Origin of the sequence: Pseudomonas sp. AAC, assembly GCF_000725445.1 — a bacterium.
Lineage (GTDB): Bacteria > Pseudomonadota > Gammaproteobacteria > Pseudomonadales > Pseudomonadaceae > Pseudomonas > Pseudomonas citronellolis.
In genome coordinates, this window is sequence record NZ_KL647096.1 from 77295 (window position 1) to 90894 (window position 13600).

13 protein-coding genes are annotated in these 13600 nt (G+C 54.9%); all 13 read left to right on the forward strand.

What is annotated here, in order from left to right:
- The first annotated feature begins 321 nt into the window (after nt 1-321).
- The 13 genes from FG99_RS10215 to FG99_RS32070 all read left to right on the forward strand — a co-directional run bounded on the left by FG99_RS10215 (nt 322) and on the right by FG99_RS32070 (nt 13341).
- Entirely contained in the window at nt 322-1383 is a 1062-nt protein-coding gene (locus FG99_RS10215) for a tyrosine-type recombinase/integrase (RefSeq protein ID WP_043269314.1), read from the forward strand.
- Between the two features lie 124 nt (nt 1384-1507).
- On the forward strand, nt 1508-1741 hold the full coding sequence (locus FG99_RS10220; protein WP_043269316.1) for a hypothetical protein: 234 nt from the start codon (nt 1508-1510) through the stop codon (nt 1739-1741).
- Entirely contained in the window at nt 1734-2354 is a 621-nt protein-coding gene (locus FG99_RS32050) for a helix-turn-helix domain-containing protein (protein ID WP_256204851.1), read from the forward strand. The genes FG99_RS10220 and FG99_RS32050 overlap by 8 nt, the downstream gene beginning before the upstream one ends.
- 225 nt (nt 2355-2579) lie before the next feature.
- Nucleotides 2580-2768, forward strand: coding sequence for a plasmid-related protein (locus FG99_RS31280; protein WP_081884606.1), 189 nt, complete (start codon nt 2580-2582; stop codon nt 2766-2768).
- Entirely contained in the window at nt 2765-4351 is a 1587-nt protein-coding gene (locus tag FG99_RS31285) for an Eco57I restriction-modification methylase domain-containing protein (RefSeq protein WP_081884607.1), read from the forward strand. The genes FG99_RS31280 and FG99_RS31285 overlap by 4 nt, the downstream gene beginning before the upstream one ends.
- The gene (locus tag FG99_RS10230; protein ID WP_043269318.1) at nt 4348-5268 is read left to right on the forward strand and encodes a XamI family restriction endonuclease; all 921 of its coding nucleotides are present in this window, start codon (nt 4348-4350) and stop codon (nt 5266-5268) included. Before FG99_RS31285 ends, FG99_RS10230 begins: the two co-directional genes overlap by 4 nt.
- A 2270-nt stretch (nt 5269-7538) precedes the next feature.
- Nucleotides 7539-8483, forward strand: a complete 945-nt coding sequence (locus FG99_RS31290) for a phage integrase N-terminal domain-containing protein (protein ID WP_079386517.1) — start codon at nt 7539-7541, stop codon at nt 8481-8483.
- An 83-nt stretch (nt 8484-8566) separates the two neighbouring features.
- Nucleotides 8567-8827, forward strand: coding sequence for a hypothetical protein (locus FG99_RS10245; RefSeq protein ID WP_043269324.1), 261 nt, complete (start codon nt 8567-8569; stop codon nt 8825-8827).
- Nucleotides 8824-10746 (forward strand): hypothetical protein, encoded by a 1923-nt coding sequence (locus tag FG99_RS32055; protein ID WP_156060064.1) that lies wholly within the window; start codon nt 8824-8826, stop codon nt 10744-10746. The genes FG99_RS10245 and FG99_RS32055 overlap by 4 nt, the downstream gene beginning before the upstream one ends.
- Before the next feature lie 61 nt (nt 10747-10807).
- Nucleotides 10808-11170: a hypothetical protein gene (locus FG99_RS10250; RefSeq protein ID WP_156060065.1), complete on the forward strand. Its 363-nt coding sequence runs from the start codon at nt 10808-10810 to the stop codon at nt 11168-11170.
- A 252-nt stretch (nt 11171-11422) separates the two neighbouring features.
- Complete coding sequence (locus FG99_RS32060; protein WP_156060066.1) at nt 11423-11905, forward strand: hypothetical protein; 483 nt, start codon at nt 11423-11425, stop codon at nt 11903-11905.
- Entirely contained in the window at nt 11906-12112 is a 207-nt protein-coding gene (locus FG99_RS32065; protein ID WP_156060067.1) for a hypothetical protein, read from the forward strand. It abuts the gene before it with no gap.
- Between the two features lie 431 nt (nt 12113-12543).
- Nucleotides 12544-13341: a hypothetical protein gene (locus tag FG99_RS32070; RefSeq protein ID WP_156060068.1), complete on the forward strand. Its 798-nt coding sequence runs from the start codon at nt 12544-12546 to the stop codon at nt 13339-13341.
- Nucleotides 13342-13600: the final 259 nt, after the last annotated feature.

The following is a 13600-nucleotide window of genomic DNA, read 5'->3' on the forward strand; positions in this document are numbered from 1 at the left end:
CTGCATCCGGAAAGCCTTCCTCTCCAAAGAAGGCCGTCCAACCTCCTTCAAAGCCTTCCGAACCCATTGCCTGGACGCATCACTTCAAAGACGAAATGGTCCGGCTCAGTACAGCTGCACCGACTCGTCTTGCTTCGAGATTGGGTCGAGGTGTTCCTTTCCCCATCGTCAGTTGGCCTCACAGAACCCGCAGAGCCTCTGTAAGGGGCACTCGTTTTCCACTGTTAGGACGTACGCAGCACTGAACCTCGTTTAGCGGAAACATCGATACCGCTACTCAGCGCAGCCGCTACCCCAACCTAACTTTGGAACCGTATTCTGATGGCCACCATCGTCAAAACTAATGCCGGCACGTGGAAAGCGGTTATCCGCAAAACCGGCTGGCCCACCACTGCAAAGAGTTTCCGAACCAAGCGCGACGCCGAGGACTGGGCGCGCCGCACCGAGGATGAAATGGTGCGCGGTGTCTACATCCAGCGCAGTGGCTCCGAGCGCATGACACTTGAGAAAGCCTTGGGACGCTACCTTCGTGAGGTCACCCCAACGAAGAAGGCATCCACGCAGAAGGCCGAGGCCACCAAGGCTCAGCAATTGATCCAGCATCTGGGCAAGTACTCTCTGGCAGCTCTCTCTGCCGACATCATTGCCGACTACCGCGACACTCGCCTTTCATCCATCACCAAACGTGGTCGTCCAACCAGCAACAATACTGTAAGGCTCGAACTGGCCCTGCTCAGCCATCTTTTCACGGTAGCAATTCAGGAATGGGGACTCGGCCTCACCTTCAACCCCGTCCTAAACATTCGCAAACCGAGCCCTGGGGAAGGCAGAGATCGCCGCCTATCCCAGGACGAAGAGCGGCGACTTCTGACTGCAGTGAACAATCACAGCAACCCCATGCTGGGCTGGATCGTGTGCATCGCCCTGGAAACCGGTATGCGCTCCTCAGAAATCACCGGCCTGCTTTGCCATCAGGTCGATCTGAAAAGGCGCGTGGCGCGCCTTTCCGACACCAAAAACAACAGCGCCCGCACTGTTCCACTGACCAGGCTCGCCACTGCGGCTTTCAGCTTGGCTCTAGACAATCCGCTCCGGCCAAAGGACTGCAACCTGGTGTTCTTCGGTGAGCCTGGCAAGGACCAAAAGCGTCGTCCTTATGCGTTCACCAAAACCTGGGGCTTGATCAAGAAGCGATTGGGTCTAGCCGATTTACGCTTTCACGATTTGCGGCACGAGGCTGTTAGTCGCCTGGTTGAGGGCGGACTATCCGACCAGGAGGTTTCAGCCATCAGCGGCCACAAATCGATGCAGATGCTCCGGCGCTATACGCATCTACGCGCCGAGGATCTGGTTGGCAGGCTGGATAGCATGAACAAACAGTAACTACCGTTGCCTGCCAGTTTCGCATGCGAAACTACCTTCAACTGCATTGCGGGGCTGGTGGACCCCGTAAAAGAGGGCACTCACTTTCCACTGTTAGGGCATACCCATCAACTGGATATGCCCCATGACACCTGACTGCCTCGAACAACACCTCCTCGAAACCTATGGTCCCCTGCTGACTTTGGAGCAGTTGGCGCAACTGCTCCATCGCAGCCCTGGTGGTCTGAGATTCTCGCTGACAACCCAATCGGCGTTCGCTCGCCAGATCAATGCCACGAAGGTCCGGCTCGGGCGTCGGGTATATTTCCGTACCTGCGATATGGCCACGATCATGGCGGGGAGCCGTCATGATGGTTGATGATCGCCCTGAACAATTGAGCGCTAATATCTCGCCCACCGGGGACTCGCCAGGGTGGTTCCATGTATTCAAATCACGTATCCACAGGGGGGACCTTGCAAAACTTCCCAGTGGAGCAGTCGCCACGCTCCTATGCGTAAAAGCGCACTCTCATCACCACACCGGACTATGCAATGTAGGAATTGATCGACTATCTCAACTCTCTGGTCGAAGCCCTCGGCAGGTGATGCGTGACCTGGACGCCTTAGAGAAGCAAGGATGGATAACTCGGGGGCGCACAGGACGGAAAAACCACTACCAGGTGCAGGAGCAGTTCCGAATCGACGACGCCGGGGAAATGATCGCGAAATGGCCGTACGCCCCCAGCGGCGTACGCCAATTGATGGATCTATTTAGGCAAGAGGGCGGCCTGAGACGCCTGAGCGTTACGGTGGAGCGCACGGAGCGGGTGGAAATTACCTATGAGGTTAACAGCGAGAAACTTACTTTTGAGCCGGCCCCAATACCCTCCACTGCTGCGTTGAAGGAAGCAGCAAAACTCCCGCCCCAGTTTGGATCTCTCGCACGGCGGGTTGAGCGTATCTACAGAACAGATGACACTCATGACACCTGACATCAGTGACACATGTCATAGCTGACGCATCTCAAGATGTGAAAGGTGCCACCCATGTCCTATGAGACACCTTGACAAGTGCCATAGGTGTCACCCCGTTAGAGATAAATTCTAGAAATAGCTTTTGATATGTGTGGATAACGATGCCCTGGCCTCACAAGCGCTAGGCTGAGCGGTAGGTCGATTTGGATACACAAATGTGTATCCGCTTGCTAGCATACCAAGATGACTCTCAAAGACTCCGGAATGCGCATCAGGGTGGAAAAAGCGTTGCGCGAAGCATTCGTGCAGGCTTGCCGCGCCCAAGACCGACACGCCTCTGATGTGCTGCGTGATTTCATGCGCGCCTTTACGGAAAAGCAGCTACAAGGCCAGGCCGACCTGTTCGCAGGGCCCAAGAGAAAACGAAAATGAAAGTGCAGACGGAATTGGAGCTCGTGGCCTTGTGCCTTGCCCTCATTGAGGAGCAGGGGCGCATGTCTGTGGCTGAACGTAAGCTTGTGAAGACCGCTCCGACGTTGGCGTTCAATTCTCGGGATATCGAGGCCACTCGTAAGGCAATCTTGCGCGGGTGCGACCCCCTTGGCGAAGCGTTCTCATCGATCCGCTCTGCAACTGATCGTCGTGCAGCCGGGGCGGTCTATACACCTGCGCCAATCGTTCGCTCAATGATGACTTGGTTGTCCAGCCAAGGTACGCCGGCTCGCATAGTCGATCCAGGCGCAGGCTCAGGCCGCTTCATCATGGCTGCAGGAGACGCCTTTCCTAACGCCCAGCTTGTGGCCGTAGAGATGGACCCACTTGCCGCACTGATGTTGAGAGCCAATTTGAGTGCTCGTGGCTGGACCGATCGGGTCACAGTGCTAGTCAAGGACTATCGGGAGGTCAAACTGCCACGTTGCTCTGGCATGACCGCCTTCATCGGCAACCCCCCCTACGTGCGACACCACGACATCGCCGAGGACTGGAAATCATGGTACGCCTCTAACTTCGCCGACCTAGGCATTAAGGCAAGCGCTCTTGCCGGCCTGCACCTGCATTTTTTCCTAAAAACGCGCTTGCTCGCCAAAGCGGGCGACATAGGTGCATTCATTACATCGGCCGAGTGGATGGATGTGAACTACGGTTCAGCGCTTCGCCGGCTCTTGCTTGATGAACTGGGAGGAACCGCCTTACATGTGCTTGAGCCGACAATTGAAGCGTTTCCCGGCACAGCAACCACAGCCGCAATCACATGCTTCCGTGTCGGAGAAACAACCGGTCCAGTGCGGGTGCGAGCAGTCGACAAACTTCAACGCCTTAACGGCTTGAGCAAGGGAGTCGACATCCCCCGAGAGCACCTGCATGCCACGCCACGATGGTCCATTATTGTCCGGCCATCAGAGCCGATCACAAGCGGGGACATTGAGCTTGGCGAACTATTTCGCGTACATCGGGGTCAGGTAACGGGCGCAAATGACATATGGATTGCCGGCGAGCACGCAAAGACTCTGCCCGATCGAGTCAAACTGCCGGCTGTTACCAAAGCCAAGGACTTAATCCAGGCAGGCGCGCATCTACACTCGGCTAAGGATCTGCGTCGCGTTATCGACCTACCTGCCGAACTCGACGACTTCACTAAGGATGAGCGCCAGCGCATCAATGCCTTCCTGACTTGGGCAAAACTCAACGGGGCGGATCAAAGTTATATCGCACAACATCGTAAAGCCTGGTGGTCAGTCGGCCTCAAAGCTCCCGCCCCGATTCTGTGTACATACATGGCACGTCGCCCACCGCAGTTCACGCTTAATGCATGCGATGCGCGGCACATCAACATTGCACACGGTCTCTATCCGCGCCAGCAATTGGATGACGGCGTTATGGCTCGCCTCGTGACGTGGCTCAATACAAATATCAACACAGGGAGCGGCAGAACCTATGCCGGAGGCTTGACCAAATTCGAGCCCAAGGAAATTGAGCGCCTGCGCATCCCAAGCCTGGAAGCACTTCTTGCATGACAAGCGCACCACCACGATGGACAGCAGATGAACTTGCCGAAGACGCATCAACCTCTGCTGCGCAGTTTCGGGCTGAACGCCTCGCCGTTTCTGGCTCTTGGGAAACGCATTACAACCAAGCCAGGGGTAAATTCGAGCTTCTTTTTGGGAAGCTGAGCGACCTCAACCCCGGGGCAATAACCGACGCAAATCTCGCTGAAGCGTATGGCCTTGGCTTAGGTGAAGCTCTGCGATATCTAGCCGGGCCTCCGATTTCCGATGATGACCTCCAAGTCATCGCCGATGTCGACTCCATTGCACCGGGGATTCTCAAAAAGAATCCCGAAGCGCTCCGCAAGGTGTTTGCAGTTATTGAGCGCGTCATCGATCCGCATCGTTTTCCGTGGATGGAGGCCGGTAGCTCTCCAACTGATCAGCAGCGCGAGGCAGCTTTGCTTGCGTCGTCAGTACTATTGGCTGCTCAGCGCATCGCAACTGAGAGACGAAACGAAGGCAAAGAAAACCAAGAAACAAAGGTGAAAGAGTACCTTCGTAGCTTAGGGTTCACCGAAGTTCCAGCCGTTGCGATCAATACTATCGTCAAAGGGCCACAGGCCATGCAGTTTTGTGCAGAATGCCTGCTCGGCGAACGCAAGGCCGACGTTGTGGTGCGCCTGCATGACACCCGGCTTATGGCAATCGAATGCAAGGTGTCAAACAGCGCAACCAACAGCGTGAAACGCCTGAACAACGATGCTGCAGTTAAGGCCGAGTACTGGATCAAGCAATTCGGAACAGCACAAGTTGTACCTGCAGCAGCGCTGGCAGGTGTGTTCAAAGTCTTGAACCTTGAACAGGCCCAAACTCGGGGGCTTTCCCTGTTCTGGTCACATGATCTCGACAAGCTTGGTGCGTTCATTCAATCCACCGAGCAGTGAGCGCCGAAGATGTCGTCATCCTCAACACAAATCGGCACAATCGGCGAGAATCTGCTAGTTAATGCTGTAATGAAGGCTAGTTAAGGGCGCCTGTCGCCCTTCCAACCTCTTGCCGATGATGACGGGCTAGACGTGCTCTTCTTCGATAAGTTGACAGGAACTCGATCGCCATCCAACTGAAATGCCGGACGGCCCCTATTCGCAAACGTAGTTCCGATGAGCGCGGTAACGTCGTCCATTTCCAGGTGAGACAAGCAACCTATCACGAGATGAGACGCGCTTAGCGAAAGAGGCCACCGTAGCGCAGCCAGTCTGAAAAACGAAGCAAGTCAGGTCTCTTGGCTCTCAGCTTTCTTTGCGCCCATAGCTTTCAGCGCCCACGGAATCCAACGTGACGCGAGGAACCCAACATGGGCAGCAACTAGGCTACAGATGAGGAGTCCAATCAACCCACTGCCGAAACTATACACCCAGTGGTGGGCGGCCTCTCCGCGTTCGGCCAAGAACGCAAGTGCGCAGGCATTGACAAGCATGAGAGCGTACTGCCGGTAGAGGCCCGACATTACGCCAGTGACAAGGGCACAGAGGGCCAGGGTGTATCCAACATGTTCCATCGATCTATTCTCCTGTACGTCGAAAATACGGCGCCAGAAAATAGCATCAATTCGCCATCATGCAATCACTGACTGACAGGGTCCCATTCTGAAGGGATATGCTTTGCGCATCCCAGACAACCAAAACCTCCAGTACCATCCCATCTCAGCACAAATTGATCTGCTCCAGTCAATTGGAGCCCTCCTCTCCCACTCCACAACTCAACTGTGAACTCCTGACGTCGGTTCTCCCGTCCTTGGTCATCGAACCACCGCATAACGGCATGACCATTAGCTAGCTCGAGTAAAACGTAGCCTGCTCGCCATACAGGAGTACTCGCGAACAAGCCTTCTGTCGGTCGAGTGTCAATGCATCCTGCGAGGGTTAGCACAGTGCATACGGCCATTAGCCATAGTGGTTTCATGAATCTGACTTCCCATTAATTAACCCGAAAAGGGAATCTGCAAGGGAATGGGTCAACATCCAAGCCAAAACCGGTAGCTGAAATCCCTTGAAGAGCCTAAGAGCGCCGATTTGGCTCAGGGCGGATTAGGGCGGGAAAAGGGATATTTGGGTGTTTTCTAAGGCAACAAGTGACGGGAAAAGGCGTAGAAGGGGATTTTTCACCGAGCCTTTTTGAGACGATCAACGGCGCAAAAGGGTAGGAAAGGGGATCTCTTGGGCATTCCTGGGGGGCTTTGGGTGCTTTTTGCATGGGTCTGGCAGTGAGGTGGGATAGCTCTGCGTCACTACCATTAGGTAGTGACGCAGAGCGTAGGCCCGCAAAGCGGGCCCAAACGCGGGTGCATAATGCACCCGCTGAGGCTTGCCTTTCAGGCTGTAAGCCCCGCTACACGGGGCTTACAGCCAATTTTATTTCCAGAGCAGTCTTTTGGCTTGCTTCGACTTATTGGATATGTTTTTCTGGTGACGGCCAAGTGATGGCCCTAATTCTCACCGTAAGCAGGATCGGAAATTCTCGATTCCGCTTGCGGGGGATGATGCAGCCAGCCAGCAATTCTGGTGCTGCATCGTCGCCGCCTCTGATCTGTGTATTCACTCGTCAGAGGCGGCAAACGCTCCGGGGTTGGCGACCTGGTAGCGATGATTCATCGCCCGACTCCTGGTGGCGTCACGCCAGGCGATCAACAGAGCCCTCGGCTGTTGTTCGTGAAATTGAGGGTCGTCCAGCTCTGGACGTAAAACTGAGTCGTTGTAGGCGCGAAAACTACATCGGCTCAGACGAGCCGCCTCTACGTGGTCCACCGTAGGGTGCCCCTCCAACTGACCTCGGTCAGGCCGTCGTCGTGGACACGACATTGCACCGGCTCAGCGTGCAATTGGCTGCAGCTCGTCCCCGGGATTGAGCGCACCATTTCCGTAACCGCGACTCTCCGAGTCCGCTCGTTACGGCGACCTCCTTAGGTCATTAGCAACGTCGTTCCGCCCCTGGCCCTGGCCAGCTCCCCCCGCTCAGCGGTGTGGGACAGGAACCAACACTTACCACCCACTCTCGACGTTGCGGCCGTTTCCGGTATCCGGGACGGAATTTCAGCGCTCTGGTTTGCACGCTTATCGATGCATCTAGTGACAAGGTTTTCAGCACTGCTGTTTGGCTGGAAGCGACCGATCTACTGTGGTGATCTCCTCGCAGTTGAAAACTGCGAGGAGAAAATATGGATAAACTCGAATGGGATTGGGTCCAGCGCCAGAAACACAATCGCGATGGTTCGTTTTCCACCCAAGCAGCACGACGGGCCACGCTAAGCCTCTCGGCACGACAGCTCCGTGAACTTGGCTATCGGAACCTGCGTGCTGATCGTATCGCTCAAAAGCATTTGCGCGCTCTGGTGGGGAAATGGAAAGGCGACGGCCTGAGCCCCGCTACGATTAAGAACCGGATGGCCCACCTGCGCTGGGCCTGTGAAAAGGCCGGCAGGCCTGGCGTCGCGGGCATTAAAAACGACGATCTCGGCATTGAACGCCGACAATATGTCTCTCGGGAGTCTCGGGCTACAGCGCTAACCGGGAACCTTGAGAGGATTGCAGATCCGAACATTCGATTTTCACTTCGCCTGCAAGCTCATTTCGGTCTTCGACGCGAAGAGGCAATCAAGTTTCGTGTGTCCGCGGCCGACAGGGGCGACCGAATAGCGCTAACTGATACCTGGTGCAAAGGCGGACGTTTCCGTGAGGTGCTTATTAGAACTCCGGAACAGCGAAGCCTACTTGATGAGCTGCACACCTATTGTGGAAGCGGGAGTCTCATCCCAGCCCACCTCTCATACAAGCAGCAGCAAAAAAAATATGACAATCAGACTAGGGCAGCAGGTCTGCGCAAAAACCATGGACTGCGCCATCTATACGCACAGCAGCGCTACCTGGAACTGACTGGCAAACAGTGCCCTGCAGTACAGCGAACACTGGCAGAGCAGGCACGTCTCGTCGGCAGCACCGAGGGAGGATGGTTTGGTCAAGTCATTAGGCCTATCCCCGCCCTTGCTCCGGACGTTCAGCATGCCGGGCTCAGCGATCGGGAGGCCCGACAGATCCTCACAGAAGAGTTGGGCCATGACCGTATCGGTATTACCAACTCATACCTCGGCTCAAGCCGAGACTAACCGGAATTCCAGCCAGCCACTTTGGCTGGAATCCAACTTCCACCTGCGTTTTGCTGGTCGCGCAAACCTCGCAGGAATTCTCAATGGACAATTTCCAAATACTGATCCTAGTGCCCCTGATCGCTCTGGGCCTTTATCGTGTTAGCACCAAGCCTGGCATCCACGCCGACCGCCTGCTCTCGCGGCGTAACCGCACGCGCATCGCACACCTGATCACATTTGGCCTCGCGCCCGGAACCCTGCTCGGATATGAAGCCTGGGGCACTGTAGGCGTCGTAGCCCCCTTCGTGCTCGGCGTGGCGCTGATCTGCTGGCTGCTACCCGAGCAGTGGAGGGCCCTATGATGGACGCTGAGTCACTCCGAAATTTCGACTGGATCTTCTCCACATTCAGCGGCGTCGTAGAACAGCTAATCGTTGCCACTAGCCCGCTGATGATCGCCATAGGTCACGCCACTGCCTCTCTGTTTGTCAGTGGCGCCGCAATTATGCTCATCATGGCGATGATTGGAGTGCTCGGTCAGAACACCATGCGGCAAGGCGTTCTGTCTGGTGCTCTGGTGCTGTTAGCAGTTGGCTGGGGGCTGCAGCCTCAAAAGCTGACGCTGCCCTCGGGAACGGTTGTGGACTCAGTCAACCTAACCGCTCACGGCGCAACACTGGCGTTCTCCATACAGAAGATTTTCAGCACTGCCATGCAGCGCGCCCTAGACGAACGATTCAACGACGCGGGACAGTTTCTGCCGGCGCAAAGTGTGACCGACTCGGCTGTTGAGCGCACCGCATCGCAATTCTCCAATACTGATCTGGCGAGGCTCATTCGGGACTACAACGCGCAGTGCAACCCGGCCCCTGAAATGTTCAAAAAGGCAGAGGACGCGGTACCTATTGAGGCCTATCACTCGGTTGGCCTCATGGGAGGTGGGGGACTAGGAATTCCAGACGCCGACATCGGCCTAATGGCGCAGTTATCCAAAGCCTGGCAGATCCGATTTACCCCCTCTCAGTGGTTGGGCGTTCTCGATCTGAACACGATCCAGAGACGTCGAGCCGCAGGCGTTGCAGCTCTAAAGGCAAAAAATGATCCGTTCGTAAGTCAGTCTCCATATCAACTGCCAACAAAGGCGTATTGGCTCGGCGCATATCGTGGCGAAGAAGGGACCACACCCAGCTATCTCTCGATTGGAGATGCGCCTGGTGCACTAGCATCGGCAATGGAGAAGCAAGCCCACGCATGGAAAGAGTCCGAGGGGAAAACAGCCTCGCAGGGATTCTCGCCAAGCAACTGCTATGAGGCGTACCAAGTTGCGCAACTCGGTGCCGAGCAGGCGTATTACGCCCTCGTAGAGACTGGAAGCAAGGCGTCCGGCGGACAGCTAGCAAATACCAATAGCGGCGTAGTAGGGGCTGCGCGAGCTCTGCAAAGGACCATCGACCGTAGCCTCAATGGCGGAAAAGCAGAAGGTAGTTGGTGGTCGAACTTGGTCTCTGGCTCAGTTGCAGGCATGCAACTGATCAAATCGATGTCCAGCTACATCGACCTGTATACGCTCATACCTCTGTACGTCGCCGGTTGTGCCGCCCTCCTCTGGCTTGTGCTCACCACAATGCCGATCTATCTAATGATGGCCCTCATCCGAGGCATTACCAGCCTAACCAATTGGCTGTCCCTCCTGGTGTTCCCTGTCTTACTTGTGATCATGGCCCAGTTGGTAACAGTCGCCGCGTCGATCTCTATAGGCAGCGTGGCTGTAACTCAGGCTGCTGCTGTTGCCGGTTGGCAAGGGGCCAGTGCAGATCAAGATCTAGTACGAGGATCTTTGCTGCTGGTATTCGCGCTAATCCTTCCTGTGAGCGCCTTCATGGCGATGAAGATCACAGGCGTTGTCGTTGGGCCTCTGGGCGCTGCCGCCCAGAATGCAGCAACCACAATTCCCGAAGCGGCCTCCGTAGTGGCAGGGATCGCGATGCGCGTCATTTCCCGAGGCTGGTCCGCAGCAATGGAGAGCGACAATAAACAGCCTGGCGGCCCTTCGGGAGGAGGCGACGGCGGAGGGATTTCCGTGGCTGACCAGGGGACACAACAGAAAGTACGAACCGCGCAGGAGGTCAGTTCCGGCGGAGGGTGGTCCTCGACAGGCAACACTTCAGCACGTTCGTCTATCCCCCCTTTGGTTCCAGGAGTGGCAGCAAACGAGGGGCGTTTCAGCACCGGGAGAACTCCACGTAGCCAGAAAAAACGTCCGAAAAAAAATGACGACTGATAGCTTCTGGCACATCGCAAACAGGGGGATGGTCAGGCTTCCCAACCAATGGAGCCTGACCATGAGTACCACTTACAGCGATTTCCTAGAGCAACAGCATGACTTGGCAGACAGCCCGCCGCGAGATTTGCGTTTTCTACTTGATGCCATGTTGAGACTCAGCCATCGCTACTGGACCCTGGACGATGACCCTAGATACCTCCGACCGCAGTTAATCGGCTACTCCCTGTATTTCTGCCAAGGTCTATCCGGCGTTCGCCCTGCAGCTCCGGATCTGGACGACTTGGAACTTGAGTTGCTGCTAGGCGAGGTGAATTCGCGCCTAGGAATCGGAATTGAAGTTCAGCGGTTGCATGAGCGCGAGCTGGAACGACGCATGAGTTCACTACCTGCTCCAACAGTTGACTACCTGGGGAGGGCCTAGGATGAAGATTCGGCTCTTGATAGTAGCCGCTTGGCTTTGCTTGGTCATTCCGACAATTGTTTTGATCAACATGGCAAACTCATACATTCCTCTACCATATCCACCAGTTTTGTTCTGGGCGGCAATGTCCTGGGTACATACAGCATGCCTCGCATTGTTTTGCTGGCTTATCGGGCAACGTGAGGCAGCAAAGATATTTATATGCGTGATGATCGGCCTACCGATTGGAGTTTCGATCTCTTTGATAAAGACATGAGCAAGAAGGAAACAGAAATAATTATGAGGAAATTTATTCAGTTAGCATCAGCAACCTGCTTAGCTGCAGCACTCTGTGCTTGTAGTCCACCAGGAGCAGAGCCAAATGGCACCTACAAGTCAGATCCTCGCATCAAACTAGGTAGCGTTTGCGTCTGGTACTGCTGGATCAAAAAGGAGAGCTATCTAGATCGACTAGAGAGGTTCTATGGACTGTCTGGATTTTTCTCACTCCCTAATCATTACGAAATCCGTTTTGCCCTGAAGGAACTCCGCTACTACGTTGCAGTGAAAAGGGACTCTTTGGGACTTCCCCCCGTAAATAGAGAGGACTGGGCTGGACACATGAAGGCCTACACGAAGAAGGGGCTATTCGGCGAACGTCACTACCCCCCACTGACAAACGATCCAGAGATAGCGGAGCTGACATTCCTACAGCAAGAAGCGAGACGCCTGGAACGTCTTTCGGAGAATACCTAAATGACAGATCCCGAACGTTACCAACTGCGTGCGATCGCCCTTCTCAGCACCGACGAAATCGCTAGGGCTGCCCTTTTGGCCATCCTGGGAGAGACCCGCGACGAGGCGCGCCAGCATCTGACTGAATCCTGCTGGGGAGAAGACCTGCATACCGACCAGGAAATTCAACGCCGGCAGTTGGCTGCACAATTTGGGTTGGAAACCTGAGAAGTAGCCGTTATGATTCTATTCGCTTGGCCGGTCCAGCGTACGAGGCGGAGGGGTAAATCCGGCGTAGTCGCTGCGTGTGGCAGGTACTGAGAGGCGGTTCGATCTGAATACAGACGATCTCCTCCCTTTAGCAAGGGGCCTCAGAGCCCCGTTCTCCCTATCCATAGGGAGTAAAGAATGAGGAGCCCCAGGCTCCTCTTTTCGCTTCAGCCCCCTACTTTTCCTTCCTATCCCTAGTCGTTCGTTCTACCGGCTAGCACTAGTCAGTTTTTTGATGTCAAAATGCCATCGCAAGCTCTACAAGAGCTGCCTCGCCCTGCGTGCTGGTCGGCTTCTGGCACACGTAGTGCGGAATTAGGGTTACCAATCTGGCCGCTCCTTCAGGCCGGGCTCTAATTCGTTTAGCTCTCAATGAAAGGACTTAATCTGTGAACCACATGATGAAATTTGCAGCCGCACTCGTAGCCTTTGGAACTCTGGCAGGATGCGGGGGAGAGGATTTCAGCGGCGCCTACAGAACAGATGGCCCCTATGGAAAACAAGTAGTACTGAACATCGCTGGCGACGACGCCAAAATTTTCCTTGTTAATAAATCCACAGCAGAAATTAGCGGAGTAACCAATTTCGCAGTGGATTCTAAGAACGAGAAGCTCCTGCTGGACTCCTCCAAAGAGAATGTCCACTTGACCTTTAAACGTGCCGCAGACGAACGTGGGCTGGAATGTCTGAATTGCGATGAGCGCTCAATTCGACTACCCACCAAGTGGGCACAGGTTAGCTCTGAGCCTTACGATGTGGACTCAATGCTGAAAGAGCAAGAAGAAAAGCGTCAAGCGGCTGCAAGAGAAGAAGAGAAACGTAGAGCCGAGGCTGCAAAGCTGGTTAAGTTCAATGGTGACTGGGTGGCTAAACGTAACTATAAAGATGACTCGCTCCTCATCATGTCGATAAGCCCTGAGAAAGGTGTAAAGCACTGGGCATTCAACTACAGCAGTGCAGCCAAGCTGATCGCAGTAGACCGTAAATTTGAAGTCGATGGTGATGAACTCGCGCTTCTCTCAACTGACTCGTCGACAAAGTACGCACTCAGCGAAGACGGTAAAAAGCTAATGTGCACTAATTGCAATTCTGAGGAGAATTATTGGCTCAAAGCTGATCCCATCAAGGTTAACGATCTGAGCTACACCCGCGCGCTCGCCGGGAACCCACAAGAAGTCCGCCAGTAACGCGATCCAAGTCGCCTCCGTTCCGAGTGCGTCGGGGGCGGCATCTGCGGGAATCTATGCGGCTTTCTTGCTATCTGAATCTTCGGTGGCGAGGTACAGCAGAGGTACAGTACTCAGCTATGCGGACCTGACGAGAACTATTAAAAACTACCTGTAATCATGTACTTAGACCTATTGTAACCTCGCCTCCCCTATCCTAAACTTTCCTAGGCTTGCGGCATTAAGTCACAACTCATAATCCTTTGGTCCACGGTTCGAG